The 26,994-nt window shown below is 33.8% G+C and carries 26 protein-coding genes; 18 read left to right on the top strand and 8 right to left on the bottom strand.

Going from position 1 to position 26,994, the window contains the following annotated elements:
* Positions 1-94 precede the first annotated feature (94 nt).
* From JQC67_RS18445 to JQC67_RS18425, 5 genes are all read left to right on the top strand, one after another.
* Positions 95-1,213, top strand: a complete 1,119-nt coding sequence (locus JQC67_RS18445; RefSeq protein ID WP_203254374.1) for a hypothetical protein — start codon at positions 95-97, stop codon at positions 1,211-1,213.
* 339 nt (positions 1,214-1,552) lie between these two features.
* Positions 1,553-2,380, top strand: coding sequence for a prephenate dehydratase (locus JQC67_RS18440; RefSeq protein WP_203254373.1), 828 nt, complete (start codon positions 1,553-1,555; stop codon positions 2,378-2,380).
* Complete coding sequence (locus tag JQC67_RS18435) at positions 2,377-3,522, top strand: pyridoxal phosphate-dependent aminotransferase (protein ID WP_203254372.1); 1,146 nt, start codon at positions 2,377-2,379, stop codon at positions 3,520-3,522. Before JQC67_RS18440 ends, JQC67_RS18435 begins: the two co-directional genes overlap by 4 nt.
* Positions 3,523-3,565: 43 nt before the next feature.
* Positions 3,566-4,426: a prephenate dehydrogenase gene (locus JQC67_RS18430; RefSeq protein WP_203254371.1), complete on the top strand. Its 861-nt coding sequence runs from the start codon at positions 3,566-3,568 to the stop codon at positions 4,424-4,426.
* A gap of 1 nt (position 4,427) precedes the next feature.
* Positions 4,428-5,510 (top strand): bifunctional 3-deoxy-7-phosphoheptulonate synthase/chorismate mutase type II, encoded by a 1,083-nt coding sequence (locus tag JQC67_RS18425; protein WP_203254370.1) that lies wholly within the window; start codon positions 4,428-4,430, stop codon positions 5,508-5,510.
* 102 nt (positions 5,511-5,612) lie between these two features.
* Here JQC67_RS18425 and JQC67_RS18420 read toward each other — a convergent pair whose 3' ends face one another.
* Positions 5,613-6,059 (bottom strand): hypothetical protein, encoded by a 447-nt coding sequence (locus tag JQC67_RS18420; RefSeq protein ID WP_203254369.1) that lies wholly within the window; start codon positions 6,057-6,059, stop codon positions 5,613-5,615.
* Positions 6,060-6,211: 152 nt separating this feature from the next.
* Between JQC67_RS18420 and rsgA the strand changes: the two genes are divergently transcribed.
* The 9 genes from rsgA to JQC67_RS18375 all read left to right on the top strand — a co-directional run bounded on the left by rsgA (position 6,212) and on the right by JQC67_RS18375 (position 16,576).
* Entirely contained in the window at positions 6,212-7,162 is a 951-nt protein-coding gene (rsgA, locus tag JQC67_RS18415; RefSeq protein WP_203254368.1) for a ribosome small subunit-dependent GTPase A, read from the top strand.
* Complete coding sequence (gene dtd / locus JQC67_RS18410) at positions 7,163-7,615, top strand: D-aminoacyl-tRNA deacylase (RefSeq protein WP_203254367.1); 453 nt, start codon at positions 7,163-7,165, stop codon at positions 7,613-7,615.
* A 100-nt stretch (positions 7,616-7,715) separates the two neighbouring features.
* Positions 7,716-9,623: a DUF3857 domain-containing protein gene (locus tag JQC67_RS18405; RefSeq protein ID WP_203254366.1), complete on the top strand. Its 1,908-nt coding sequence runs from the start codon at positions 7,716-7,718 to the stop codon at positions 9,621-9,623.
* Positions 9,624-9,627: 4 nt separating this feature from the next.
* Positions 9,628-11,613 (top strand): DUF3857 domain-containing protein, encoded by a 1,986-nt coding sequence (locus JQC67_RS18400; RefSeq protein ID WP_203254365.1) that lies wholly within the window; start codon positions 9,628-9,630, stop codon positions 11,611-11,613.
* Complete coding sequence (locus tag JQC67_RS18395) at positions 11,579-11,905, top strand: nucleotide pyrophosphohydrolase (RefSeq protein ID WP_203254364.1); 327 nt, start codon at positions 11,579-11,581, stop codon at positions 11,903-11,905. The genes JQC67_RS18400 and JQC67_RS18395 overlap by 35 nt, the downstream gene beginning before the upstream one ends.
* Positions 11,906-12,024: 119 nt before the next feature.
* Positions 12,025-13,254, top strand: a complete 1,230-nt coding sequence (locus JQC67_RS18390; protein ID WP_203254363.1) for a 3-phosphoshikimate 1-carboxyvinyltransferase — start codon at positions 12,025-12,027, stop codon at positions 13,252-13,254.
* An 87-nt stretch (positions 13,255-13,341) separates the two neighbouring features.
* Positions 13,342-14,391 carry a tRNA preQ1(34) S-adenosylmethionine ribosyltransferase-isomerase QueA gene (queA, locus tag JQC67_RS18385; protein WP_203254362.1) on the top strand — a complete coding sequence of 350 codons (1,050 nt, stop codon included), beginning with the start codon at positions 13,342-13,344 and terminating at the stop codon, positions 14,389-14,391.
* Positions 14,392-14,465: 74 nt separating this feature from the next.
* A complete protein-coding gene (gene rlmN / locus JQC67_RS18380) occupies positions 14,466-15,506 on the top strand; it encodes a 23S rRNA (adenine(2503)-C(2))-methyltransferase RlmN (RefSeq protein WP_203254361.1) in 1,041 nt (346 codons plus the stop codon).
* Positions 15,507-15,598: 92 nt separating this feature from the next.
* Positions 15,599-16,576, top strand: coding sequence for a polyprenyl synthetase family protein (locus tag JQC67_RS18375; protein ID WP_203254360.1), 978 nt, complete (start codon positions 15,599-15,601; stop codon positions 16,574-16,576).
* 3 nt (positions 16,577-16,579) lie between these two features.
* Here JQC67_RS18375 and JQC67_RS18370 read toward each other — a convergent pair whose 3' ends face one another.
* Entirely contained in the window at positions 16,580-16,816 is a 237-nt protein-coding gene (locus tag JQC67_RS18370; protein WP_203254359.1) for a zinc-ribbon domain-containing protein, read from the bottom strand.
* A 132-nt stretch (positions 16,817-16,948) separates the two neighbouring features.
* Here JQC67_RS18370 and dnaG point away from each other — a divergent pair, with 132 nt between their 5' ends.
* Positions 16,949-18,928: a DNA primase gene (gene dnaG, locus JQC67_RS18365; protein WP_203254358.1), complete on the top strand. Its 1,980-nt coding sequence runs from the start codon at positions 16,949-16,951 to the stop codon at positions 18,926-18,928.
* 57 nt (positions 18,929-18,985) lie between these two features.
* Here dnaG and JQC67_RS18360 read toward each other — a convergent pair whose 3' ends face one another.
* Both JQC67_RS18360 and nadE read right to left on the bottom strand, forming a co-directional pair.
* The gene (locus JQC67_RS18360) at positions 18,986-19,615 is read right to left on the bottom strand and encodes a response regulator (protein ID WP_203254357.1); all 630 of its coding nucleotides are present in this window, start codon (positions 19,613-19,615) and stop codon (positions 18,986-18,988) included.
* A 169-nt stretch (positions 19,616-19,784) separates the two neighbouring features.
* On the bottom strand, positions 19,785-20,570 hold the full coding sequence (gene nadE / locus JQC67_RS18355; protein WP_203254356.1) for an NAD(+) synthase: 786 nt from the start codon (positions 20,568-20,570) through the stop codon (positions 19,785-19,787).
* Positions 20,571-20,647: 77 nt separating this feature from the next.
* Here nadE and gldB point away from each other — a divergent pair, with 77 nt between their 5' ends.
* Together gldB and gldC are read left to right on the top strand one after the other, a co-directional pair.
* Positions 20,648-21,610, top strand: coding sequence for a gliding motility lipoprotein GldB (gene gldB / locus JQC67_RS18350; protein ID WP_203254527.1), 963 nt, complete (start codon positions 20,648-20,650; stop codon positions 21,608-21,610).
* Positions 21,610-21,942 carry a gliding motility protein GldC gene (gldC, locus tag JQC67_RS18345; RefSeq protein WP_203254355.1) on the top strand — a complete coding sequence of 111 codons (333 nt, stop codon included), beginning with the start codon at positions 21,610-21,612 and terminating at the stop codon, positions 21,940-21,942. The genes gldB and gldC overlap by 1 nt, the downstream gene beginning before the upstream one ends.
* Before the next feature lie 45 nt (positions 21,943-21,987).
* Here gldC and JQC67_RS18340 read toward each other — a convergent pair whose 3' ends face one another.
* The 3 genes from JQC67_RS18340 to bla form a co-directional block, all read right to left on the bottom strand.
* Complete coding sequence (locus JQC67_RS18340) at positions 21,988-23,460, bottom strand: nucleoside hydrolase-like domain-containing protein (protein ID WP_203254354.1); 1,473 nt, start codon at positions 23,458-23,460, stop codon at positions 21,988-21,990.
* Between the two features lie 112 nt (positions 23,461-23,572).
* Positions 23,573-25,198 (bottom strand): alkaline phosphatase D family protein, encoded by a 1,626-nt coding sequence (locus tag JQC67_RS18335; RefSeq protein ID WP_238934910.1) that lies wholly within the window; start codon positions 25,196-25,198, stop codon positions 23,573-23,575.
* A 1-nt stretch (position 25,199) separates the two neighbouring features.
* Positions 25,200-25,943: a subclass B1 metallo-beta-lactamase gene (gene bla / locus JQC67_RS18330; protein ID WP_203254353.1), complete on the bottom strand. Its 744-nt coding sequence runs from the start codon at positions 25,941-25,943 to the stop codon at positions 25,200-25,202.
* Between the two features lie 47 nt (positions 25,944-25,990).
* Between bla and JQC67_RS18325 the strand changes: the two genes are divergently transcribed.
* Positions 25,991-26,365, top strand: coding sequence for a GTPase (locus JQC67_RS18325; RefSeq protein WP_203254352.1), 375 nt, complete (start codon positions 25,991-25,993; stop codon positions 26,363-26,365).
* On the opposite strand, the gene yihA is transcribed toward JQC67_RS18325, so the two are convergent.
* Complete coding sequence (gene yihA, locus JQC67_RS18320; protein WP_203254351.1) at positions 26,362-26,985, bottom strand: ribosome biogenesis GTP-binding protein YihA/YsxC; 624 nt, start codon at positions 26,983-26,985, stop codon at positions 26,362-26,364. The genes JQC67_RS18325 and yihA overlap by 4 nt on opposite strands.
* Between the last annotated feature and the right edge of the window lie 9 nt (positions 26,986-26,994).

Here is a 26,994-nt window from a genome sequence, read left to right as displayed (position 1 = left end):
GCTACACATTAATTTCTCTTCAATTTAACAATAAAGTAAGTTGGTTTTTCGTTTTCGCTGGGGATTAAACCTAAATAACTAAAACCAATAAATTATGAGAAAAGTAAACGTATTCTTAACGAGCTGTTTAGCAATTGCTGCTTTATCCTGTTCTAAAGATGATGCAAAAGAACTTGCAAGTGATCCTGATCCTGACGGAGTAAATGCGCAAGAAGAAGTTTTATTAGATGTTAATGCTGTTAGTAATGGCGTTACTATTGATGGAGCTACAAAAAAACAAGGAAGCCCTGTTCCAAATGGTGATATAGAATTCAGCTTAGATTATAAGAAACAAACTGCTTTTCAAAAAAATGGTTTTAACATTGAATTTAAGGCTCCTGAAGGATTCGCTGGAGCATATGTTCAGTTGAAAGACGAAAACGGAATGGCAGATACTTATTTTGATATTCCGGCCAGTGCTACTACTGGAGTTAGTAATAAAGCACCAAAAACAATAGAAAGAGGATTTTTTGCCAATAAAAATGCTGCTAAAGGAAGTTTAGCAAGTAAAGGGGAAGATACTTCTATTGATGTGAACTTTGAAGCAGCAGTCTCTGCAGGAACTTTCTGTTATATAATTTGTGTATATGATGGGCAGGGCTTTGTAAGCCAGCCTTCAGAAGTCTGTGTAACAGTAGAATCTTGGGGAGGAAATGTTAATCTTGTTGCTGATTGGGAATTTACTAAAGAAGTTGATAATGGTGAAACAATAAATGTAGGTGAAGAATATTGTGATGATTATGATTATACACGTAATTTAGATTGCAATAGTGGGGTAACTAAAGAGGTTACCGTAGATTATTGTTATACTACCGATGGATTAGAAATTACTTTTAAAAGTGATGGTTCATACTCATATGTTTCTGATGACACGGATAAAGATGTTGATTGGGACGCTTCGGAAGCATCTTGTGAATTAGTTTATGTTGAAGAAAATTCAAGTTATTCTTCTAAAGGTAATTGGGCTTATGACGAAGAACAAAGCAGACTTACGTTAGTAGAATTTGAGTATACGGATACCTACGATGGACAAACTGAGAACGGTGTCGAAGAAGATGGATATTTAATTTTTGATGGAAAAATAACACTTACTGCTGATAATTTAGTAATTACTGAAACTGATACCTATGAAGGTGAAGAAGAAGTGTACCAATATCATTTCAATAAAAAATAAGATAAAATTATATCTTTAATATAAAGGCTTTCAAATTTGGAAGCCTTTTTTTGTTTTTAATTATTCTTAGCAATTACATTTAAATGTAAAATTATTGTTATTTTTTTAGTTCAAATGTCTGTAAATAAGTAAAAATTTGGAGTAAAGCTTTTATTTTAAATTAAATTCATACATTAGCGGCAAGTTTAAGTTTTATGAATACGCAATTCTTTTTTAACGGTTTCTTTTTTTACTTCTTTTTTAAGAGAAGAACGGGGCTGTTGTGAAGTATTGAATATATAAGCAAATTGAAGTCCCGTTAAATACGGGACTTTTTTGTTTATTAGAATTATTAAAATAATGTCAATTAAAATAGCCATACAAGGTATCAAAGGTTCAAATCACCATCAGGTGGTTCGTGAACGCTGTAGCGATGTTACCGAACTTATTGAATGCATGTCTTTTGATTATTTGGTCGATAGATTATTAGACGGTACGGCTGATAAGGGTATAATGGCTATTGAAAATTCAATTGCCGGTTCTATTATTCCAAATTATGCATTGGTGAACGACCACAACTTGCATATTATTGGTGAACATTATTTGAATATACATCATAATTTAATGGTGCTTAACGGGCAATCAATAGAAGACATTGTTGAAGTACGCTCTCACCCTATGGCATTACTACAGTGCAAAGATTTTTTTAGACAATATCCTAAAATTAGATTGATTGAAGATGTTGATACAGCCGAGACTGCAAAGCAGATTCAAGAAAATCAATTAATGGGTGTAGCGGCCATTGCTCCTAAAGTGGCGGCTGAGTTATATGGTTTGAACATCATAGCATCTGATATTCAAACGATCAAAAATAACTCTACTCGTTTTATTATTGTAAAAACAAAAAATAGAGAGTTACCTAAGGAAGAAATCAACAAGGCCTCTATTCGTTTTATAACCGACCATAAACGCGGTAGTTTAGCGACAGTATTGAATGTAATGAGTGATTGTAATTTGAGTCTTACTAAGATTCAGTCTTTACCCGTGATTGAAAAACCTTGGAAGTATGCATTCTTTGTAGATGTCACATTTGATGATTATGCACATTTTGATAAAGCAAAATCATTGTTGAACATCATGTTAGATGATATTAAAGTACTTGGTGAATATAAAAATGCAATGCTATGATTCGCACCGCTGATCGATTACATACGGTTGAAGAATACTACTTCTCTAAGAAATTGAGAGAGGTTAGGGGGCTTATGGCTGAAGGCCGACCAATAATCAATATGGGTATTGGTAGTCCTGATTTACAACCTTCAGCTGACATAGTAGCAAGTATTCAAAATGCTGTTTTAGAAGAGGGAGCACATCAGTATCAAAGTTATCAAGGATTACCTGAATTGCGTGAGGCATTTGCTGCTTTTTATAATTCAAAATTCGGAGTGACTGCTGATCCAGTAACTGAAATTCTTCCATTAATGGGTTCTAAAGAAGGCATTATGCATATTAGCATGGCTTTTTTAAATCCGGGAGATGAGGTTTTAATTCCAAATCCGGGATACCCAACGTATAGCTCCGTAACCAAACTGGTGGGGGCTGTTCCAAAATATTATGGTTTAAAGCAAGAAAATGGGTGGTTACCTGATTTAGATGCTTTGGAAGATGAGAATCTTGACAAAGTGAAAATTATGTGGGTGAATTATCCGCATATGCCAACTGGTGCACGTATAGCAAAAATTGAGCTTGAGAAATTGGTTTCTTTTGCGAAGCGGAATGATATTCTGTTAGTTAATGATAACCCGTATAGTTTTGTTTTAAATGATGAGCCTACGAGTATTTTAGCAGTAAATGGCGCTAAAGATGTAGCCTTAGAATTAAATTCTTTGAGTAAAACTTTTAACATGGCCGGATGGCGTGTTGGCATGGTACTCGGAAATTCTGATCATATAAACGCTGTATTGAAAGTAAAAAGTAATATGGACTCTGGCATGTTCTACGGCATACAAAAAGGGGCTATAGAAGCGCTAAAGAGTAGTCAAAGTTGGTATGATGATTTGAATGAAGTATACCGAAAGAGAAGAGCTTTGATATTCAAGTTAGCTGATTTGCTAAATTGTACGTATGACACAGATGCCGTTGGTATGTTTGTGTGGGCAAAATTGCCTTTGGGCAGTAAAAGTTCAGAAGCTTTTATAGATGAGATTCTGTATGATAAAAACATATTTTTGGTGCCAGGTACCATTTTTGGTAGTAATGGTGAAGGCTATATTCGGTTTTCATTATGTGTAACAGAAGATAAAATAGAAGAAGCGATAAGCAGATTTTAAGAAATATAAGGGTGCTCTAAGTTGGGTGCTAATAAGTAATATAATGAATGTATTTATAATCGGTATTGGTTTAATTGGTGGTTCTTTCGCAAAAGACATCAAAAGAATTCATCCAGAAACTAAGGTTTTTGGTGTCGATAATAATCCGTCACATCTTGATGAGGCAATTGATTTAAAAATTATTGATGCAAAGGCAAGTTATGCCGATTTGACTATAGCTGATATGGTAGTTGTTAGTATTCCGGTGGATGTTTTGGTAGCAGAACTTCCTAAAATCTTGGATGCTGTAAATGACGATTGTGTGGTAATAGACGGTGGTTCAACCAAAAATTTAATTTGCGAAACGCTGAAAGATCATCCAAAGAGAAGAAACTACTTAGCATGTCACCCAATTGCTGGTACAGAATTTTCTGGCCCATCGGCGGCAATTGAGAATTTGTATAATGGCAAAGCAAATATTATTTGTGAAGTTGAAAAAACTGCTTTTAAATTACAAGAAAGAGCATTGGCAATTTTTCAACAAATGGGTATGCGAATTCGATATATGAATCCTGAGGCACACGACAAGCATATTGCATATGTGTCTCATCTGTCACATATCAGCTCTTTTATGTTGGGAAAGACCGTTATTGAGAAGGAGAAAAATGAACGTGATATTTTTGACATGGCGGGCAGTGGATTTGAAAGCACTGTGCGTTTGGCAAAAAGTTCACCTGCAATGTGGACACCAATTTTTGAGCAGAATAAAGAGAATGTAGTTGAGACATTAAATGAGTACATACAAAACCTTCAAGACTTTAAAGAACTTCTTGAAAAAGATGATTTTGAAGGAATTTACAATGAAATGAACGACACAAATAAAATAAAGGAAATACTAAAAGGAATACCGCTTAACAAACAATAAAATGGAAAATAAAAAAGAGATGAGAGGTTGGTTAGATAACATGAAGTTAGACCATCCATTAGTGATTGCAGGGCCTTGTAGCGCTGAAACAGAAGAGCAAGTTTTGGGCATTGCCCATAGCTTGAAAGATACTGATGTGAACTATTACCGTGCAGGTATCTGGAAACCACGTACTCGTCCTGGAAACTTTGAAGGCGTAGGTGCTTTAGGCTTAAAATGGTTGCAAAAGGTTAAGGAAGAAACCGGAATGAAAACTACTACTGAAGTAGCAAATGCAGCACACGTGAAATTAGCATTAGAATATGATGTTGATATGTTATGGATTGGTGCACGTTCAACGGTGAGTCCGTTTATCATGCAAGAGATTGCTGATGCACTTGCCGGTACTGATAAAACAGTTTTGGTAAAAAACCCAGTTAATCCTGATTTATCATTATGGTTAGGTGGTATTGAGCGTTTATATACAGCGGGTATTAAAAACTTAGGTGCTATACACCGTGGTTTTTCTACATACGAAAAAACAAAGTATAGAAATATTCCTGAATGGCAATTGGCTATTGAGTTCCAAAATAAGTTTCCTGATTTACCATTAATATGTGATCCTTCGCATATTACAGGTAAGCGTGATATGATTTTTGATGTTTCTCAAACAGCTCTTGATCTTAATTTTGATGGTTTGATGATTGAGACACATCACGATCCTGATAATGCATGGAGTGATGCTGCACAACAAGTTACACCTGCCGCATTAGTGCAGATAATGAAAGATCTTAAAATTAGAAAAGAAACTGATTCGGAAGCTGAATACAATTCTAAATTGAGTAATCTAAGAGCACAGATTGATATTTTTGATCATCAATTAATCGATACAATGGGGAAACGTATGAAAGTTTCTGACAGTATTGGAGCTCTTAAAAAGCAGAAAAATGTTGCTGTTTTACAATCTAATAGATGGAACCAAATTCTTGGTGCTATGATCTTAGAAGGTGAAGCAAATGGTTTGAGTGAAGAATTTGTTTTGAAAATGTTCAAAGCAATTCACCAAGAATCAATTAATCATCAAGAGAAAATTGTTAATGCATAATAATTGCTATTAGCTTTAAAATTGGCTTGATATAAAAACAGCGTATTGATGTACATCAAAACGCTGTTTTTTGTTTATGCATTTTTTTAATCAAAATGAAATTTACTCATCTCTTTTAAATATGTAACGTGTAATAAAAATTCCTTGGCCATCTTTATCACCGGCATCAGCTTCTACTGCACTTGTAACAAATGCAAGTTCCCAACCGTCGGCTGTCATGGCACTTAACTTAGAAGAAATTACAGCGTCGTTTGCCGCAATATTCTGAAAACGAATTCCCGTAATATTGTAAAAATTTAAAAGTTTTGTTTCTTCAAAATTCTTAACTCTAATATCTCCACGCTTAGATTTGTTTCTAGTATTATCTTCATCCGTCTGTTCAGTGGTATAGCTTTCAAAATCTTTTTCTTCTTGTGCGTCTATTATTCTAGACCGTCCAATGCCACTTGGTACTATAGATTCTACACTAGTAATTACTTTAAACTGTTGGGCATTAGCATCCAAATAAGTTAAAAAGACTAAGCAAGCTAGGAATGTAATTTTCTTCATGATCAATTTATTATGGTTTATAAATAAAGACAAACAATTTATTGGATGGTTGCATATTAATAGACAGATAATTTTATTTCGATAACTCCAAGAATATTTAATATCAGTGTATTATAAAAGTATTGCTTTTCTTTGTATCCTAAATAGAATGAATGCGAGGTGTTGTCTATAAATCTACAGGAAGTTGGTATACCGTTAAAACGGATGATGGTGATTTTTACGAATGCCGTATCAAAGGAAAATTCCGAATTAAAGGAATTAAAAGTACCAATCCAGTAGCTGTAGGTGATCATGTGAAGTTTGAGATTGATAATAATGGAGATGTTACTGTTGGTGTAATTTTTGAAATTGAAGACCGTAAAAATTATATTGTTCGTAAATCTGTCAACCTCTCAAAGCAGACACATATAATTGCAGCGAATTTAGATCAGGTCTTTTTAATGATTACTTTAAATAACCCAAAGACCTACACCATATTCATTGATCGTTTTTTAGCAACAGCAGAGGCGTATGATGTGCCTGCTGTATTGCTTTTTAATAAAGTTGATTCGTATAGTTCTGAAGAATTGGGTGAAGTAAAGTACTTGGCTGAACTGTATAGAAATATTGGATACACTTGTATTGGAATTTCAGCTACTACCGGTAAAAATATAGATAAAGTCAAAGAGCTAATGCTTGATAAAATCAGCATGTTTGCAGGCCATTCTGGTGTTGGTAAATCTACTCTTGTGAATATTCTTGAGCCGCGACTAAATATAAAAACTACCGAAATATCAATACAACATTTACAAGGGCAACATACTACTACTTTTGCTGAAATGTTTGATCTTGATTTTGGTGCGCGAATAATTGATACACCCGGCATCAAAGGTTTCGGTATTGTAAATATGGAGAAAGAAGAGATTGGTGACTATTTTCGAGATATCTTCAAGCTAAAGGGTAATTGTAAATTCAATAATTGTCTGCATTTAGATGAACCAAATTGTGCGATAAAAGAAGCACTAGAAAATGATGAATTGGCATGGAGTCGCTATCGAAGCTATGTGCAAATGGTTGCGGGTGATGATGATAATTATAGAATTGATGATTACGCAGAAAAGTAAATGAGAGCAATTATACAAAGGGTTTCTAGAGCGAGTGTCACAGTAGACGCAAAATTAATTTCAGAAATAAATACTGGTCTTTTGGTTTTATTAGGTGTTGAAACAGCTGATGCCAATGAAGATGTTGAATGGCTTTCTCGTAAAATTGTAAATCTTAGAATTTTTGGTGACGATAGTCAGGTAATGAACAAATCACTAATAGACGTTGATGGAGAGGTAATTGTGGTGAGCCAATTTACTTTACATGCCTCCACAAAAAAAGGAAACCGCCCTAGTTACTTGAAAGTAGCACGACCAGAAATTGCCATTCCACTATATGAGAATTTTGTCAGTCAAATCGAAAAAGATTTAGGGAAAAAGGTTGGTACTGGTGTGTTCGGTGCTGATATGAAAGTAGAATTATTGAATGATGGGCCTGTTACTATATCGATTGATACAAAGAATAGAGAATAATTAAATTCATCAAGTAAATTACCATTTTGGTCGTTTTTATTGGTAAAAAGTAAGAAAAGTATCTAGTTTTCGTTTTTGTAAAAACCTTGAATCTAGATTAATGCGCTTATTTGTACCACTTATTAGTTGCCTAATGCTGTGTTTTATTGGCACTGGCCAAGAGAATGAATACCAATCACTTACATTAGATAAAAGTCTTACTAATAATGCCAACGCAGTTGTTCGGTTAGATGAAACAATTGTTGAGATTTCATCTAAGAAAAGAATGACTGTTTCTAAAAGACGTGTCATAACAATTCTTAAAAAAACTGGGCAATCTGCAATTAACCCCTATGCTTTTTATGACCCAGTTACCAGAATTAATAATTTGAGTGTCATAGTATATGATAAAAAAGGTAAAGAAATTGAAGAACTAAAAAAGAAAGATTTTAAAGATGTAAGTGCTGTTGATGGAGGTACATTATACGGTGATTCACGTGTTAAATATTTTGAATATACACCAATCGAATATCCATATACAATTGATTTCACTTATAGCTATGATACATCTAATACAGTCTTTTTGCCAAAGTGGTCACCGGTAGATGAATATTTAGTAAGCACTGAGAAGAGTACCTATAAATTAACGTTGCCTACTGATTTTGAAATTCGTAAAAAAGAAAAAAATTTTGAGAATTACCCGATAGAGAATAGGTCTACCAATTCAATGCTCTCATACAGTCTTAAAAACATACCTGCTTCAAAAAGGGAAATGTTGAGCCCTGCATTTTATGAAATTGAACCACAATTATTGGTGAGTTTATCTGATTTTCATTTAGAAGGTGTTGACGGTCAAGGTAACGACTGGGCTTCAATGGGTAAATGGCAATTTGAGAATTTATTAATAGAAAAAGATATAATACCAGAAAGTACTAAAAATACAGTGGGTAAACTGGTTTCAGGTATTGATAATACTCTTGAGAAAACCAAGAAAATTTATCAATATGTACAAGATAATACGCGTTACATAAGTGTGCAATTAGGTATTGGTGGTTGGATGCCGATTGAAGCTGCTGAAGTAGACCGTGTTAAATATGGTGATTGTAAGGGCTTAACTAATTATACAAAAGCACTTTTAAAGTCTCAGGGTATTGAATCTTACTACAGTGTTGTTTGGGCAGGGAATTACAAACGAAGTATTGAACCTGACTTTGCTTCTATGGAAGGTAACCACGTTATTTTAAATGTGCCTAATGAAGAAAACGATATTTGGTTAGAGTGTACAAGTCAAAGTATGCCATTCGGTTTCTTAAGTTCTTTTACAGATGATCGTGATGTACTGGTAATAACGCCAAATGGAGGTGTCGTCAAACGAACTGATGCATATTTGAATGAACATAATTCTAAAATTACTACAGCGAACTTTGCCTTAATGGCAGATGGTAGTATTAAAGGATCAGTTAAAATAAAGACTAGTGGAATTCAGTATGACAGGCATTCTCGTGTTTATAGTCTTGAAGAGAAAAAGAAAGATGAATATTATAAAGAGTATTGGGATAACATAAACGGTCTAAAAGTCGATGATATCTCTTTAGAAAATAATAAAAGTGACGTTCAATTTGTTGAGAAAATAAAGTTAGAGGCAAGTGGATTTGCAAGTTTGGTAGGTAATGAGCTCCTATTCAACCCTAACCCTTTTGATCAAGATGATTTTGTGCCAGATAGGTATAGAAATAGAAAGTTTCCATTTCAAATATCACGAGGCTATTTGAATGAAAGTGAGTTCACTATCTCCCTTCCAGAAGGTTTTGATTTGTCTGAAATTCCAACACCAATTGAAATAGAAGGTAAGTTCGGATCATATAAAGTAACTATTGGATCAATAGATGCTACTACCTTGATCTACAAAAGAAAACTTTTGATATTAAGTGGTAAATATTCCAAAGAAGATTATACCAGTTTTAGAGATTTTAAAAGGGCTATTGCTAAAGGTGATAATCTTAAAATGATTTTAAAAAGTAAAATATAATACCATGATTAAGTCTAAATTTTTATTGCTATTAGTTTTTGTTTTTTGTCTTGAATTACAAGCTCAAGAAATAAAATTTGGAAAGGTTTCTAAAGCTGAATTGCTTGAAAAATCATATGCTAAAGACTCTTCAGCAAATGCTGCATATTTATATCGCTATCGTAGTTCTTATTATAATTATAATAAGGGTTTAGGATTGGAATTGGTTACTGAAGTTCATGAGCGAATTAAGATTTATAATAATGATGGATTTGACTATGCAACCAAAATAATTAACCTCTACCAAAGCGGAAGTACCGATGAAGAAATTGGTGGCCTGAAAGGATACTCTTATGCTTTGGTTGATGATAAAATTGTTGAGACTAAACTTGAAAAAGAGAATATTTTTAAATCAGAATATTCCAAAAATATTAAGCAAGTTAAATTAACAATGCCAAATTTAAAGGAAGGTTCTGTTGTTGAATATAAATATAGAATTACTTCACCTTTTATTCAGAGTATTGATGAATTTAGATTTCAAGAAGAAATACCCATTAAAAAGATAGAAGCTTCAATGAGAATCTTTGATTACTTTAAATTCAATCAAAGGCAGAAAGGTTTTCTACCGTTAAAACCAATAACTACAAGTGTTTTAAATAATTCTTTAGATGTTCAAGCTATAAAAACAGAATATAATTTAACAGATGTACCTGCACTAAAAGAAGAACATTTTGTAACCAATATTGATAACTACCGTTCAGCAGTGAAATTTGAAATTGTATCACTTGAAATACCAGGTGTACGACAAGAAAATTTTTCTAAATCTTGGGATGATGTGGTTGAGACAATATATAACAGTAGCTCATTTGGTAAAGAATTGAAAAAGAAAAAATACTTTGAAGACGAATTAGATGCTGAATTAGCTAAAATAAGTGATCAGAAAAAAAGGCTTGAGATAGTTGTGAATTTCGTTAAGAACAAAGTAAAATGGAATGAACATAAAGGCGTTGGTTGTGATGAAGGTGTAAAAAATGCCTATGATGAAAAGGTAGGTAATAGTGGTGATATTAATTTAATGATTGTTGCAATGTTGAAACATGCGGGGATCAAAGCGTATCCGGTATTATTGAGTACAAGAGATAATGGTATTCCACTTTTTCCAACAATACAAGGTTTTAATTATGTAATTGCATCTGCAAAAATTGAAGGTAAAGTTTACTTAGTTGATGGTACTGATCCTTATAGTTCAATTGATATTTTGCCATTACGAGCAATAAATTGGTGGGGAAGAATGATTTCAGATGGCGGTACTTCTACTATGGTTGAATTAACACCGAAAAAGAAATCAGTTGACATATCTGTTCTTGAAGTAAGTCTTAATGAAGACGGGTCTATCGAAGGTAATTGTAAGCAACGTTATACAGAGCATAATGCTATGCTTTTTAGAACTTTATATAACAAGGGCACGCAAGATAGTTTTCTTGAAAATTTAGAAAAAGAAAATGATGATATTGAAATATCTAATTATGAAATTAAAAATAATGAAGATATATCAAAACCAGTTGTTCAGTCATATGATGTTTACAAAGAAGATGTGGTTGATGAAGCAGGAGGGAAGCTTTATTTTTCACCCCTGTTCTATAAGGGTCTAAATGAGAATCCATTTAAATCTGAAATTCGAGAGTTCCCTGTAGAATATGGTTTTCCATGGGAAGATACGTTTGTTGTTAAAATTAAAATTCCAGAAGGTTATCAAGTAGAGTCTATCCCAGAAGCTGCAATACTTTCATTACCTGAAAGAATGGGAGTTTTTAAATATGAAATTGTTGAGCGTGACGGCTTTTTAGTTTTAAATTCTAATGTTGCGATGAACACAAGTATTGTTCCATCTCAAGATTATTTGTTATTAAAAGAATTTTACAACCAATTAGTCGAAAAACAATCAGAAAAGGTAGTTTTGTCTAAAATTACTGGAAATGGGTTTGAAGACAGCGCAGCAGGAAGTAGATAAGTGGATAAATGACCATGGGGTTCGTTATTTTAATGAATTGACCAATATGGCCCAACTTACAGAAGAAGTTGGCGAGGTTGCTCGTATAATTGCCAGACGGTATGGTGAGCAAAGTGAGAAAGAATCTGATAAGAATAAAGATTTAGGTGAAGAATTGGCAGATGTGCTCTTTGTAGTTTTATGTCTGGCAAATCAAACAGGTGTTGATATTGAAGAAGCTTTTTATAAAAAACTTGATATAAAAACAAAACGAGATCATAACCGGCATCAAAACAATGAAAAACTGAAATAGCTTATCTTTGTTGCATATACTGTCTCTCATAAAAAGACAGTAGCAGTAACCTAAAAAGAATTGTTTTTAGGTTATTCAAAAAATGATTCTACCATTCAATTGAAAAAGAGAAAACAGCATTGAAATTACAACTCGGCCCACCACCTCAAGACCTTCTTAAAAATAATATTAGAATTACAGGTTCAAAAAGTGAATCAAATAGATTGCTTTTATTAAAAGCCTTGTATCCCAATATTTCAATAGAAAATATTTCAAATTCTGATGATGCTCAAGTAATGGCTAAAGGCCTAGCCGTAGAAAACGGTACGGTAGATATTCATCATGCCGGTACTGCTATGCGCTTTTTAACAAGTTATTTCGCGTCGCAGTCGGGTAAAAGTGTCTTACTTACGGGTTCACAACGAATGACTGAAAGACCAATTGGGGTTCTGGTAGATGCTTTACGTTCACTTGGTGCTAAAATTGAATATGCCAAAAATGAAGGCTATCCACCCTTAAATATTCAGGGCTCGTCTTTAATAAAAAATAAAGTGAGTATTCCTGCCAACATAAGCAGTCAATATATTTCATCATTGTTGATGGTGGGTGCAAGTCTTCCGAATGGTTTAGAACTTGAATTAGTTGGTAAAATTACGTCAGTGCCGTATATTAAAATGACCTTGGCTTTGTTGGACCAAATTGGCGTTGCTAATTCTTTTGAGGGTAATTTAATTAAAGTTAGTTATAAAGCTGAAGTGAATGATGGTGTTTTAGTTGTAGAGTCCGATTGGAGCTCGGCATCGTATTTTTACAGCATTATTGCCTTAAGTGCTATTGGTAGCGAAATAAAACTATCGGCATATAAAAAAGATAGTCTTCAGGGTGACAGTGTACTTTCTGAGATTTATAAAGAATTTGGGGTAACTACTACTTTTGAAGCGAATGAAATCACTTTAAAAAAGGTTTTAGAAATTGAACAAGCTACAATTTCTTGTGATTTGTCAAATGCCCCCGATATAGCGCAAACCATTGCTGTAACATGCTTCGGTTTAGGTGTTGGTTGTCATTTAACAGGTTTGCATACCTTGAAGATTAAAGAAACGGATCGGCTTGAAGCATTACATACAGAACTTTCTAAATTAGGTTGTGCTATTTCTGTAACTGATAAAAGTTTAACTATAAATGCTACTTCAGAAATAAAAAGTGGAATTGCAATTGACACATACAAAGATCATAGAATGGCTATGGCATTTGCTCCTTTGGCAATGAAAACAGTGCTTTTTATCAATGAGGCTGAGGTGGTTTCTAAATCATATCCTGATTATTGGAGTGACTTAAAAGGTCTAGATTTTGACATCAATGAGATATAGATGTAATTAAACATCAATTTACTTGACAACCCCTATCTCCACATTGTATATTTGCAGCCGCAAAAATTGCTAATCTAAATACGATAAATGAAATTATCAAACTTCAGTTTCGAACTGCCTGACAACCTTTTGGCAGAATATCCCGCAGAAAACAGGGACGAATCAAAATTAATGGTCATCCATAGAGAAACAGGTAAAATTGAACACAAGATGTTCAAAGACATGATTGACTATTTTGATGAAGACGATGTGATGGTCTTGAACAATACAAAGGTTTTTCCTGCAAGATTATATGGTAATAAAGAGAAAACGGGTGCTAGAATTGAAGTGTTTTTGTTGAGAGAACTTAATGAAGAGCAACGTCTTTGGGATGTTTTAGTTGATCCTGCTAGAAAAATAAGAATTGGTAACAAATTGTATTTTGGTGATGATGATACGCTTGTTGCTGAAGTTATAGATAATACGACCTCTAGAGGTAGAACACTTCGTTTTCTTTATGATGGGTCTTATATTGATTTCAGAAGAAAACTTAGAGATTTAGGTCAAACACCTTTACCAAAATACATTAAACGTGATGTTGAGGCTGATGATGAAGATCGCTATCAGACAATTTACGCCAAACATGAGGGCGCTGTTGCAGCTCCGACAGCTGGACTTCACTTTTCTAAACATTTATTGAAACGTTTAGAAATTAAAGGAATAAAATTTGCTGAGCTAACACTTCACGTAGGTTTAGGTACTTTTAACCCAGTTGAAGTTGAAGATTTGTCTAAGCATAAAATGGATAGTGAAGAGCTAATCATTGATGAGAAAGCTACTGAAATAGTTAATGGTGCTAAAGAAAGAAAACGAAGAATTTGTGCCGTTGGTACAACTGCAATGCGCGGACTAGAGAGTGCCGTTTCTTCACAGCATACTTTAAATACTTTTGATGGATGGACAAATAAATTTGTTTTTCCACCGTATGAGTTTAGTATTGCTAATGCGATGGTAACCAATTTTCACCTTCCAAAGTCTACATTATTAATGATGGTTTCAGCGTTTATGGGACACGATTTAATGAAAAAGTCGTACAAAGAGGCGATACTAGAACAATATAAATTCTACTCGTACGGTGATGCGATGTTGATTATATAAATTAAAATTCAATATAAGAATCCCGCTTTGCTAGTTGCATTAGCGGGATTTTTTATTGCACTATCTTTAGCACAATGAAATCGGTTAAGAAAGATATTAGGGCTTTAACAAAAGAGCAACTACGTGATTTTTTTGTTTCTCAAGGCGATAAGTCGTTTAGAGGTAATCAAGTCTATGAATGGTTGTGGCAAAAATCTGCTCATTCTTTTGAAGCAATGACTAGTCTTTCGAAAGAAACCCGAAAAATGCTTGAAGACAATTTTGTTATCAATCATATAAAAGTTGACTTAATGCAACGCAGTAGCGATGGCACAATTAAAAATGCTGTTCGTTTGCATGATGACTTGGTAGTTGAATCGGTATTAATTCCTACTAAAAGCAGAACCACAGCATGCGTTTCTAGTCAAGTTGGTTGTAGTTTGGACTGTAAATTCTGTGCAACATCGCGTTTGAAAAGAATGCGAAATTTGAATCCTGATGAAATTTATGATCAAGTTGTAGCTATTGATAATGAAAGTAGACTCTATTTTGGCCGCAGGTTGAGTAATATTGTTTTTATGGGTATGGGAGAGCCTTTAATGAACTATAATAATGTTTTAAAGGCAATTGATAAGATTACTTCTGAAGAAGGTTTGGGCATGTCACCAAAGCGAATAACCGTTTCTACGTCGGGGGTGCCTAAAATGATACGTAAAATGGCCGATGATGAGGTGAAATTTAAGTTAGCTGTATCGTTACATTCGGCTATTGAAGATGTGCGAACGTCCATTATGCCATTTAATGCAAAATTTACACTTACTGACTTACGTGCGTCGTTAGTATATTGGTATGAAAAGACCAAAAGCAGAATTACATATGAGTATATAGTTTGGAAAGGTATTAATGATACCCAAGAGGCTGCTAATGCCCTAGTTGAATTTTGTCGCTTTGCGCCTTCAAAAGTCAATTTAATAGAATATAATCCTATTGATGATGGTGAATTTAAACAAGCGCAAGACACTGCCATTCAAACATATGTAAACACCTTAGAGCGAAATGGTATTACAGTAACTGTGCGTCGTTCAAGAGGTAAAGATATTGATGCTGCTTGTGGACAATTGGCTAATAAGCAATAATTTAGATTTCATCAGCGTAAATAGTACATATCAGCCTATTTTAAGTACTTTTATGGAAACACTTTAGCCTTTCTTTAAAACTGCAATAGTTGTTGAAAATAGTATCCCAAATAAAAGAACCGATTGAAAAAGAAATGGAGCTTTTTGAAGCTAAATTTCTTGAATCAATGACGTCTAAGGTTGCGCTCTTAAATCGTATTACATATTACATTGTAAATCGTAAGGGTAAACAAATGCGGCCAATGTTTGTATTTCTCACGGCTAAATTATTGAACAATGGCTCTGTTAATGACCGTACCTATCGGGGTGCTTCAGTAATTGAATTGATTCATACTGCTTCACTGGTACATGATGACGTTGTTGATGACAGTAATAAACGCCGAGGCTTCTTCTCTATTAATGCACTTTGGAAAAATAAAATTGCCGTTTTAGTGGGTGATTTTTTATTAGCTAGGGGAATGTTGCTATCGGTTGATAATGATGATTTTGACCTTTTGAAAATCATTTCAGTTGCTATGCGTGAAATTAGCGAAGGCGAACTTTTGCAATTAGAAAAGGCACGTAGATTAGATATCACTGAAGATGTTTATTATGAGATTATTCGGCAAAAAACGGCAACACTAATAGCCGCTTGCTGTGCTTTAGGGGCTTGTTCTGTAAAACCAGAAAGTCCTGAAGTTGAAATTTTCAGAAAGTTCGGTGAACTCTGTGGAATGGCATTTCAGATTAAAGATGACCTTTTTGACTACGGAGAAGACAAAATAGGAAAGCCCATTGGTATTGATATCAAAGAACAGAAAATGACGCTTCCGCTGATTTTTGTGCTTAATAATTGCTCAAAAAAGGAGAAAAGCTGGTTGATTAACTCAATTAAGAATCATAATCGAGATAAAAAACGAGTAAAAGAAGTTATTGCTTTTGTACAGGCTAATGGCGGATTAGATTATGCCGTTAAAAAAATGCTAGAGTTTAAAGATGAGGCACTTAAAATATTGAGAAATTACCCAGAATCATCATATAGAAATTCACTAGAGCTTATGGTGAATTATGTTGTGGATCGTAAAAAGTAATTTTTATAATTCGTTTCGCATTTCGTTAGTAAATTCTTCTTCAAAATATAATCGTTTGCAATGTGAACATTCTATGATATTATTGCTTGATATTTTAAAGATTTTAAGCCAGAAAATATGAAACCAATTATTTGTTTTTGATAAGGTGAGCGTTTGCATTTGTTCGCAATAACTGCAAATAACGTTTTTAAGCGGTTTAATTTCTGTTTTTCCTGGACGCGTTCCGAAAAAGAATATCATTTTAATGAAATTTGAATAAAAATAATCAATTTATTACCACTAACTAAAGAGCAGAGAACTCTTAAATTGCTTTTTAGATAGGTTGATTTTAGCTTATATTTACCTTCACAATTATTTTTAGAAAATTAAGTTTTGATTTCAAAATCTACCATAGATCAAGTTTATGAAACCGCCCGTGTTGAGGAGGTTATTGGCGATTTTGTACAGTTAAAAAAATCTGGAACCAACTTTAAAGGTTTGAGTCCGTTTACTGATGAACGTTCACCAAGTTTTATGGTGTCGCCGGTTAAGCAAATATGGAAAGATTTTAGTAGCGGTAAAGGTGGTAATATTGTTGCCTTTTTAATGGAACATGAGCACTTCACGTATCCTGAAGCAATAAAATATCTTGCAAAGAAGTATAATATTGAAGTTGAAGAGACTGAACGTACTGATGAAGAAAAGGCGGTAGCCGATGAGCGTGAGAGCATGTATTTAGTTTCTGAATATGCTAGTAAATACTTTCAAGAAACACTTTATGATACAGAACCAGGTAAGGCCATAGCTTTAACTTATTTTAAAGAAAGAGGCTTCACCGATGAAACTATTAAGAAGTTTAGTCTTGGGTATTGTTTAGATCAATGGGATAGTTTTACAAATACTGCCCTCGATAAAGGTTATCAACTAAATTATCTTCAGAAAACTGGATTGACGATTGTCAAAGAAGATTCTTTTGAGCCAAGTAAAACTAGAAAATTTGACCGTTTTAAAGGTCGCGTAATGTTTCCTATTCATTCAATGAGTGGCCGGGTTTTGGGTTTCGGAGGTCGAATACTAACCAATGATAAAAAGGCTGCTAAGTACCTTAATTCGCCTGAAAGCGATATCTATCATAAGAGTAAAGTATTGTATGGTATTTATTATGCTAAACAAGCAATTGCCAAAGAAGATAATTGTTATCTGGTTGAAGGGTATACTGATGTTATACAGTTCAATCAGCGTGGTATTGAGAATGTAGTGGCTTCAAGTGGTACTGCATTAACACCTGAGCAAATTCGATTAATTAATCGTTTAACAAAAAATATTACCGTGCTTTTTGATGGTGATGCGGCTGGTTTACGTGCTTCATTACGTGGTATAGATTTGATTCTTGAACAGGGTATGAATGTCAAGGTTTGTACTTTTCCGGAAGGTGAAGACCCTGATAGTTTTTCTAAGAATAATACGTATGATGACGTTGTTCTTTATTTACAAGAAAACGCAAAAGATTTTATTCAATTTAAGGCTTCACTTCTTATGCAAGAAGCCTCTGATGATCCTATAAAAAGAGCTGATACGGTTCGTGATATTGTGAATAGCATTGCTAAGATTCCTGATCGAATTCAAAAGGAAATCTACATTCAAGAATGTGCGCGAATCATGAATGTTTCAGAATCCGTACTATTCAACACCTTAGCGCAAATTGGCAAAAAGGATCAGTCTGATCAGAATAAAAAGGATCGTCAAGAGCAAAAGGCTTTTGAGGTAGTTAAAACTGAACCTGTTGCTGAAAAAGTTGATGTTCAATATGAATTAGAACGTAAAATTATTGAGATGCTCTTGCTTTATGGTAATGAAGAGCAGAAGTTTGAAGATTTAATTCTTAAAGAAAATGAAGATGGTAATCTAGAATTAGAACCTGAATCATCAGAAGTAAAGGTATATGAGAAAATTTTTCTTGATTTACAAGAAGATGAAATTGAATTGACCAATGAGCGGTTTAGAGATATCTACTACAAATTAATTGCGGAGTTGAATGAAAAAGAAGATTTTTCAATTAACACGTTTATGGCTGAAATGGATCAAAGTCTAGTTGCTGAAATCTCTTCTATTTTAATGGAGGAAGAAAAGTATAGTTTGCACAATTGGGAAAGCAAACAAATTTACCCGAAAGATAAGAAGATAGGGGTATCTCAATTAGTTAGTGAGACTATTTTAACTTTGCGCTGTTTTCTGATTAAAAAGCGAATGGAAGCATTACAAAAAAATACAGAAAACAAGAATGATGACAATAGTGAGACCTTAGAAGAAATAGTAAATTATTTACAGTTGAATATGTTACTCAATAAAAAGCTTAATCGGGTTTTGTCATAAAAAAAAGCCCCGCCTACCAAAGGTAGACAGGGACTTTTAACCTTTTTGGTAAGGTATTTAGTATAACTCTAAAGCTTTTGCTTGTTGTAAAAGGTCAACCATATTGTCAACATTTAACTTTTTCATCAAACGTGCTTTATATGTGCTTACAGTCTTTTCATTTAAGTTAAGACCTAAGGCTACATCTTTATTTCGTTTTCCACTAGCCAATAATTTCAATACTTCTACCTCTCTAGTTGAAAGTTTTCTGAAAAATCTTCTTGGCTTTTGTGTGCCTTCATCAAAGGCTAAACGTTGTGCAAGTTCATTGGTGATAAACATATTACCTTCAGCTACTTTTCTCACTGCTGAAATTATGTAATCAACTTCTGAAGTCTTTGCTAAGTATCCGAAGGCACCAGCTCTAATTGAACTCAAGGCGTACACATCTTCAGATTGTCCGCTGTACATAAGTACTTTTACATCAGGAAACGATTTTTTAATTTTGCGTAGTGCCGCAATTCCATTAATTTCTGGAATGTCCATTTCTAACATCACTACGTCAGGTGTTACCTCTTCTAATTTCTCAAAAAGTTCACCAGTCGTTGATACATCTCCTACTACTTGAAATCCATTAGCGGTTTCTAAAACACTTCTTACTCCCATTCTTACAATAGGGTGATTGTCCGCAATTAAAATTTTAATCATTATTGATATTTTTTGGATAAGTATAAACCTCGGAGCATGTCTATAATTACTGACATGCTAATGTAAGACTTAATTATCTGATTTGGTAAACAAAACTCCAATATTTTTGCGAATTCGCATTATTTACGAGGTTTTTTTCGTTTTATGTGCCTGAAATTCAGTTGAATGGTCATTTTATGCTAATGGGTATGCTACAAATTGGTATGGGAAGCATCTTGTGACGGTTGGCTGAATTTAATTTTATAAATATAAGAAAAACCTCTTTTTCTCGTCCAGAAAAATCATTTTTTGTTTTTCCTGCTTCCTGCATTTTCATTGCCCATTCTAATTCTGGATAGGATGCACCCATCTGATCCTCATCTGATCTATTATCAGCCCAAAGCCCATCTGTAGGGGCTGCATTTATTATTTCGGCATTAATTCCTAAGAATTCAGCTATTTCGTACACTTCGCTTTTAACAAGATCTGCAATTGGGCTTAAATCAACACCTCCATCACCGTATTTTGTGAAAAATCCTACACCAAAATCTTCAACTTTGTTTCCAGTGCCTGCAACTAGATAACGTTCTAAACCAGCAAAATAATATAAAGTTGTCATTCGAAGTCGAGCTCTTGCGTTCGCTAAAGTTAAAAAACGACTTTCTTCATCAACTTTAGGTAAAGCAGAAACAAAACTGTCAAAAACTGGAGTTAAGTCTATTTCTTGCCTAGAAACCTTATCAAAATTGTTTTGTAACCATTCAATATGGTTTGCAGCTCTACCCACCTGATGTGCATGTTGGTGTATTGGCATTTCAAGACATAGTAGGTCAAGGCCAGTTCTAGCGCATAATGTTGAGGTTACAGCAGAATCTATTCCACCAGAAATACCAATAGTAAAACCTTTCATTCCCGCTTTATTGGCATAATCTTGTAGCCAATTTACAATATGGTCAACAACTTTTTCGGTCTTCATGAAGAATTCATTTAACTTTGTTCGATAAAAATAACGTGTAGCAACCAAAAAATATAATGAACTTACAATTACTTTACATGCTTAGACGAATTTTTGCTTTATTCTCAATATCAATAGTACTTTTTTCATGTGGTGATGAAAAAAAGGTTAGTGATGAGATTCAAAATATTCCGATGGATATAGAAATACTGCGTTTTGATCGTGAATTGGCTGAAACAACTGAAGAAACTTTACAGGAAACGAAAAATGAATTTCCTTATTTGTTTCCAGCACAGTATTCAGATAGCGTGTGGATTCAAAAGTTACATGATACTATAGAAATTGAGCTTTTAGAAGAAGTAGATAAGGCTTTTCCTGATTTTAATAGTGAAAAACAAGAATTAGAATTACTCTATAAACATATTAAGCACTTTTTTCCTCGGATAAATAAACCGAAGGTTTTAACAATTACAACTAATGTAGATTATCCGAATAGAATTATTTTAACTGATAGTTTACTATTAATAGGGTTGGACAACTACCTAGGCCCTGATCATAAATTTTATCAAGGCATGCAAAAATATATTGCTGCTATTTTAGATAAACAATTTCTTACTAGTGATGTTGCTTCAGCTTTTGCGACCAAAGTTCTGAATTACCCAACTGAACGCACATTTTTGTCTAAAATGATTTATTATGGTAAAATACTCTACTTAAAAGATAAATTATTGCCCTTAGAAACGGATGCTCAAAAAATAGGTTACTCACAAGAACAGTATGATTGGGCTTTAGTAAATGAAGAACCAATTTGGCGCTATTTTATTGAACGAGAACTACTTTATAGTACTGACATTAAGCTTGAACCAAGATTTTTAGATCTTGCACCTTTCTCTAAATTTGGACTTGAACTTGATAATGAATCACCTTCTAGATTAGGTAGATATTTAGGCTGGCAAATAGTTAGGTCTTATATGGATAAAAATGATTTAACCCCGCAACAACTTTTGCCTTTGTCAGCAGAAGAAATATTTAGGGAAGCAAACTATAAACCAAGAAAATAATGGCTGATTTACACGAATCTAAAATAACACTAACTGTAGGACTTGATGAAAATCGAGTTCCAGAAAAATTAAATTGGTCGGCTCAAGATGGTGGTGTTGACAATGAAGAAGCTAAAGCAATGCTACTATCAGTTTGGGATAGTAAAAATAGGGAGTCATTAAAAATTGATCTTTGGACAAAAGATATGCCTGTTGATGATATGAAAATATTTTTTCATCAAACTCTAGTTTCGCTTTCTGATACTTTCATGAAGGCTACCCAAGACGAAAAAATGACGGCCACAATGAAAGATTTTTGTGAATATTTCGCAGAGAAGCTTGAGTTGAAATAATAGATTTTGAAGTAATATAATAATAATTGGATATTTTTTAGGACTTTAATTATGTCTTAAAACAACTCTACGATATCTGGTGAGATTTGGAACACCGTCGTCTTTAACCGTAAGGATTATGTGAATAGTTTCACCTAAGCCTAGGTCGTTTGGTGTTTTAAACTTTATTCTGTTGTTTTTAGAATTTTTTAAAACTACTTCGCCTTTATAAGTGCCAGCTTCAGGATACACCCACCATTGATAATTTAAAGCATTGCCATCTGGGTCAAAAGATTTTCTCGCAGAAAATGATAAAACGCTTCCAGGCTTTACATCAATGTAAGTAACTTTATTGGTGAAGTCATTATTAATTACAACAATAGGAGGATGGTTAACTGAATTATAAGGTTGAACACACCAGTCCATTCTTGCAGCAAAATCATTTTGAAAATCGGTACGCCACCGAAAAATTGGTGCCCATACATTTTTGTAGTTTTGATTTTCAAATGTCCATGAATCTTCAGCATCTGCATATAGCCAATAGTCTTTATATTGGTTTTCGTTAATAAAACAGCCTTTTGAGCAATCTGCGCCAGCATATTCTTGTGCAATTATATTTACATTTTTTTGCTTTTCTTTAGTAAATCGACCTCCCCAACTGCCTTGCCATTGCTGTTCTGGATCATTTAGTCCATTAGGCATTTGATAAAAATAAGTTGGTGTATCGCCTTCCCATAAATGCAAAGCAGTCGGATATAACTTTCCTAATGGACCATGATTTTCTTGAATATTATTTTTGACCCATTCTTTTGTCACCACAGATTCATCGCCACCACGAGTATGTGACCAATCATTCCCACTAAAACGAAACGACATCCCTTTATACGCCACAACATTTCGTATTAAGAAAATTTGCGGGTAATTTTTAGCTATCCAAGCACCTGCATCATCTTGACCAGCAAGGTCGTAAATTCGTAGTTTACTCAAGAATTTATTTAATTCAATCTCTGATCTTGTTTGGCTAACTGTCCATATTGCTTGTGCAATGGTATTTGCGCCTCCCCAGGCTAATAACCAAATAGGTCTAGAGTCTTCCTTGTCAACTGCTTTAATTATTAGTCTAGCTCCGTCTGAACCTCTTCCGCTTACATGGCTCATTCCATAACCAATATTACCTGTAGTGGTAATTTTATGTAAATATTGAGCACTTGGATATTCCTTGTCGTGTAATTTAAGATTATCAACTACTTTGCTATAAGCATCTATACACTCATGTATCACATTTGTTGCAGGGTTTGAAAGTTTCCAAACCCCAGTAGAGCCTATCAAACCTTCAATATCAATATCATTTGAATATAATAGAAGTCTAATAAGTGATTCTTGGTCATCGGGTTCGTTAGTAATATCGGTGGTGACAATAATTCTAGGCTTTACCAAATCATTTTTTATCCGTTGCGAGTAGGATATTTGAATCATTAATGTATTAATAAGGACTATTATAAATCCTTTAAACATATTGTGTTTTGCAATATTCATCATCTTAACAATTGAATTAATTCATTGTAAATTAACGATTTGGATGAAATCTTATTAATTAATATAATTGTGATAGTCTATTAAGAATAGTCTCTTGTTAAAAAGATAGATTTATCTACTTTATGGAGACGGTCATGGGCCAACCCTCAAATTGCTGTGCGCTTTCTTTGGTTACGTCCGCGTATCTTGGCCAGCATTCAAAAGTTGCTGTTTGTTCATTTTTATTGAATCGAATAAGTCCATAACCACCGCCTTTTGAATTGCTTTCAGGGTTAACATAAGCCATCATGCTAATTTTGTTATTAAAACCATCTAGGTAATCTCCGGTCCATGGTAATGTTGTGTTTTTATTAGGATTTTCGCCTGCTTTTTCATCCTCTGGCCACCACCAACGACTGTAATAATCATTTACTATAGCCGGAACTATAAAAGACCATGGGCCATCGCCATATTCATTAATACCTTGTTTTATAATTGTAGCTAAATGTTGGTCGCCGGCAATATGTACAGCGTTTGCTTTTTTAATTTTTTCTAAAGCTTTATTGCGCCCAGTTTGTGGCCATCCATTAGAATCTAAATCCGCATGTAAACGATTTTCTTTTTGGCCATGAATATGAGCTCCGCCACAGAAACCGGTTTGCGATAAAACTACCTTAATGGCATTTGAATTTGTTCCACCCCAATCATCTAAAAATTTAAGTTGTCGATCACCCAATAATTTAAGACCGGGAATATCTATAGAATTTGGATCATAATCAGGATTACGAATATGGTCAGGTCTTGGACCTTGCTGTGGAATTTTGCCATTAGGTCCAGATTTGAATTTTCGATCTTCAAGTATTGCAAAATCAACATCTCCCCAATATAAACTGGTATAATACACTCCAATTCCTTGTTCAATGAGTGTAGAGTCATAAGGGTCTGGTAAATGTGAAGTTTGGCAGCGTTCAACCATTTTCACATATTCTGGATGGTAAGTATAACCACCGTCATTCGATCCTTTTTCTATAGATTTTTTGCCGTTTTCGCCCCAAAGATTTCCTTGCCCTATGTCATGATCATCAGGTATGCTTATTGCCGGTCTATTACGAAATGTTTCGCGAAACTGAAGTCCGAATTTTAACCAAGCTGCAGTATGTTCTGTATGGTCATACGATTGATCACCAGCAAAAAAGATTAAGTCAGGATTCTGGTGATTTATATTTCGCACATAGTTTTCACGCGATCCACGGTCTTGGTTTGAATTACAGGAAAGTGCAGCTAAAGAAATTTGATCTTTACCTTTTGGATTTTTTCTTATTAAACCCTCGTATAATGAGTTTTCACCATGTCGAATTCGATATTTCCAATCTTTGGTGTCATTCCAATTTTTAATTTTGAAAGTAGCTGACCATCCTAAGTCGTTTACATTTTGTGTTTGAATTTCTTTCCATACAAACCCTTCCTGTATTTCTAATCGAACTTCTCTTGTTTCTTCAGGATATAGCGGATATAATTGGGCACTAAGTTTTAAAGTTTTGTTTGACACAGTGTAAATACCAAATGCAACAACACTATCACGACTTACTTTTAAATTGATAATCGGGTTTTCTTCACGATTCCACCAATCATTTATTGCTAAAGTGTCAACATTTGAAAAAGGCGCAATAACGGGTGGTATTCTTTCTGCTGGAGTTTCATTCTTCGATTTGCATCCGAAAATAATTACCATTAAAAGGCAAGTGAGTGACAGGTTTTTCATTTTATTTTGCATTAAAAAGTGCGATGGTGTAATCAAGTAATTCGGAATCTCCAATAGCACCATGGCCTGGTACAATGGTTTTTAGGTTAGGGTAGTGGTCTTTTATTTTTTGAACCGTGATGCTCCATTCATTTGTATTGGCATCTTCAAGATTCCCTTTTGAAGCGTTTAACGATTTTATCATGCATCCGCCATAAATCAATTCTTCACTAGCAATGTAGTGAATGATATTATCTTTTGTGTGGGCTTCTCCGAAATAACTATTCACTATTTTCTCACCACCTATTTCTAATTCATTTTTTACTTCAAAACCTATTTGAGGTAAAGTATATTTATTTGCTCTCGCTAAATCAATTGTTAAGTTATTAGCGTACGATGGAATTTTAGCCTTATGAAATGCGTCTAGACCACCCAAACAATCATAATGAAAGTGATTTACTACTATAGCTTTTACATCAGCATTTTTAACTTCAGTTATCCATTTTAATAATTCATCTGATACCTCATTACTGGTGGGTGTGTCAAATACAATAGCTTCATTATTTTTAATGTATAGTAATCCGTTGCATGCTACTTTACCAAAATCATTTGTATTTAAGTATGAGATATGCACAAAGCTATTCTCAGAAATTGGCATTATTTTCAGAGTTTCAGAAGTGTAAGCTTCAGCTGCTTTTTGAGACTTACATTGAATATGAAGAAGTAGCGCAAATAAAAAAAGTAGTTTAATTTTTTTGATGAACATTGATTGAATTAATTAGACGTATAAATATATAGTTTTCGGTATCAATTATGAAATTCAATAAAATACAAAGGCTGATTTTTGTCTATAATGCTGATACAGGTCTGCGAAATCAATTGATTGATGGTGCGCACAAAATATTAAGTCCAAGTACTTATGAATGTAAATTATGCGCAATAACTTTTGGAGCTTTTACTGAAAATACAACTTGGAAAAATTTCAGAAAAGCTTCTGCGACCGAAATGGAATTTTTACACAAAAATGAATTTGGCAAACAATATGCCTCTAAATTTAAACATAATTTCACCTTCCCAATTGTACTTGCTGAAACTGATAACGGACTAGAAGTTATTATTCAATCGGAAGAGTTGAATACTTTAGTAGATGCTAATTCTTTGATTAATCTTTTAAGTAAGCGTATCTAAAAAGGTTTTTTTTGACGTTCATAAAAATCCGCATTTATTGATCCAATAAATGGTAGAATATCATCGCGACCAATATTTTTAGATGATGAAGTAATAAAATATTGAGGTGCTTCTTCCCAAACACCGGTTAACAATTCTTTAATATAAGCATCAACATTTCTTTCAATAACTTTTGGTTTTAATTTGTCTGCTTTAGTGAAAATGATGCAAAACGGAATCTGATTTTCACCCAACCATTGCATAAATTCCATATCTATTTTCTGTGGCTCATGCCTAATATCTACTAATACAAATGAACAAACCAATTGCTCGCGTTGTAAAAAATAATTGGTGATATATTTTTGAAAAGTTCTTTTATCCTTTTTAGAAACCTTAGCGTAACCGTAGCCGGGTAAATCTACCAAAAACCAATTGTCATTAATTTTAAAGTGATTAATAAGTTGAGTTTTTCCGGGTCTGCCTGAAGTTTTGGCTAAACTCTTTCTTTGAGTGAGCATATTAATTAAAGAAGACTTACCGACATTAGAACGACCAATAAATGCGTATTCTGGTATTGATTCATTGGGGCATTTTGCCACCTCAGAATTACTGATGATAAATTTTGCCGATTTAATTAACATGAATGTGGG

The organism is Aurantibacter crassamenti (assembly GCF_016811105.1).
Taxonomy (GTDB): Bacteria; Bacteroidota; Bacteroidia; order Flavobacteriales; family Flavobacteriaceae; genus Aurantibacter_A; species Aurantibacter_A crassamenti.
This window is presented reverse-complemented; position numbering and strand designations above follow the sequence as displayed.

What these genes read in the sequence shown, in the direction of transcription:
- JQC67_RS18325 (WP_203254352.1), top strand. Translation starts at nt 25,991, where the DNA reads ATGAAATTCAATAAAATACAAAGGCTGATTTTTGTCTATAATGCTGAT.
- rsgA (WP_203254368.1), top strand. Translation starts at nt 6,212, where the DNA reads ATGCGAGGTGTTGTCTATAAATCTACAGGAAGTTGGTATACCGTTAAA.
- rlmN (WP_203254361.1), top strand. Translation starts at nt 14,466, where the DNA reads ATGAAATCGGTTAAGAAAGATATTAGGGCTTTAACAAAAGAGCAACTA.
- yihA (WP_203254351.1), bottom strand. Translation starts at nt 26,985, where the DNA reads ATGTTAATTAAATCGGCAAAATTTATCATCAGTAATTCTGAGGTGGCA.
- JQC67_RS18445 (WP_203254374.1), top strand. Translation starts at nt 95, where the DNA reads ATGAGAAAAGTAAACGTATTCTTAACGAGCTGTTTAGCAATTGCTGCT.
- JQC67_RS18400 (WP_203254365.1), top strand. Translation starts at nt 9,628, where the DNA reads ATGATTAAGTCTAAATTTTTATTGCTATTAGTTTTTGTTTTTTGTCTT.
- nadE (WP_203254356.1), bottom strand. Translation starts at nt 20,570, where the DNA reads ATGAAGACCGAAAAAGTTGTTGACCATATTGTAAATTGGCTACAAGAT.
- JQC67_RS18370 (WP_203254359.1), bottom strand. Translation starts at nt 16,816, where the DNA reads ATGATATTCTTTTTCGGAACGCGTCCAGGAAAAACAGAAATTAAACCG.
- queA (WP_203254362.1), top strand. Translation starts at nt 13,342, where the DNA reads ATGAAATTATCAAACTTCAGTTTCGAACTGCCTGACAACCTTTTGGCA.
- JQC67_RS18420 (WP_203254369.1), bottom strand. Translation starts at nt 6,059, where the DNA reads ATGAAGAAAATTACATTCCTAGCTTGCTTAGTCTTTTTAACTTATTTG.
- JQC67_RS18395 (WP_203254364.1), top strand. Translation starts at nt 11,579, where the DNA reads ATGGGTTTGAAGACAGCGCAGCAGGAAGTAGATAAGTGGATAAATGAC.
- JQC67_RS18405 (WP_203254366.1), top strand. Translation starts at nt 7,716, where the DNA reads ATGCGCTTATTTGTACCACTTATTAGTTGCCTAATGCTGTGTTTTATT.
- gldB (WP_203254527.1), top strand. Translation starts at nt 20,648, where the DNA reads ATGCTTAGACGAATTTTTGCTTTATTCTCAATATCAATAGTACTTTTT.
- JQC67_RS18435 (WP_203254372.1), top strand. Translation starts at nt 2,377, where the DNA reads ATGATTCGCACCGCTGATCGATTACATACGGTTGAAGAATACTACTTC.
- JQC67_RS18335 (WP_238934910.1), bottom strand. Translation starts at nt 25,198, where the DNA reads ATGAAAAACCTGTCACTCACTTGCCTTTTAATGGTAATTATTTTCGGA.
- JQC67_RS18430 (WP_203254371.1), top strand. Translation starts at nt 3,566, where the DNA reads ATGAATGTATTTATAATCGGTATTGGTTTAATTGGTGGTTCTTTCGCA.
- JQC67_RS18425 (WP_203254370.1), top strand. Translation starts at nt 4,428, where the DNA reads ATGGAAAATAAAAAAGAGATGAGAGGTTGGTTAGATAACATGAAGTTA.
- JQC67_RS18340 (WP_203254354.1), bottom strand. Translation starts at nt 23,460, where the DNA reads ATGATGAATATTGCAAAACACAATATGTTTAAAGGATTTATAATAGTC.
- bla (WP_203254353.1), bottom strand. Translation starts at nt 25,943, where the DNA reads ATGTTCATCAAAAAAATTAAACTACTTTTTTTATTTGCGCTACTTCTT.
- dtd (WP_203254367.1), top strand. Translation starts at nt 7,163, where the DNA reads ATGAGAGCAATTATACAAAGGGTTTCTAGAGCGAGTGTCACAGTAGAC.
- gldC (WP_203254355.1), top strand. Translation starts at nt 21,610, where the DNA reads ATGGCTGATTTACACGAATCTAAAATAACACTAACTGTAGGACTTGAT.
- JQC67_RS18440 (WP_203254373.1), top strand. Translation starts at nt 1,553, where the DNA reads ATGTCAATTAAAATAGCCATACAAGGTATCAAAGGTTCAAATCACCAT.
- JQC67_RS18360 (WP_203254357.1), bottom strand. Translation starts at nt 19,615, where the DNA reads ATGATTAAAATTTTAATTGCGGACAATCACCCTATTGTAAGAATGGGA.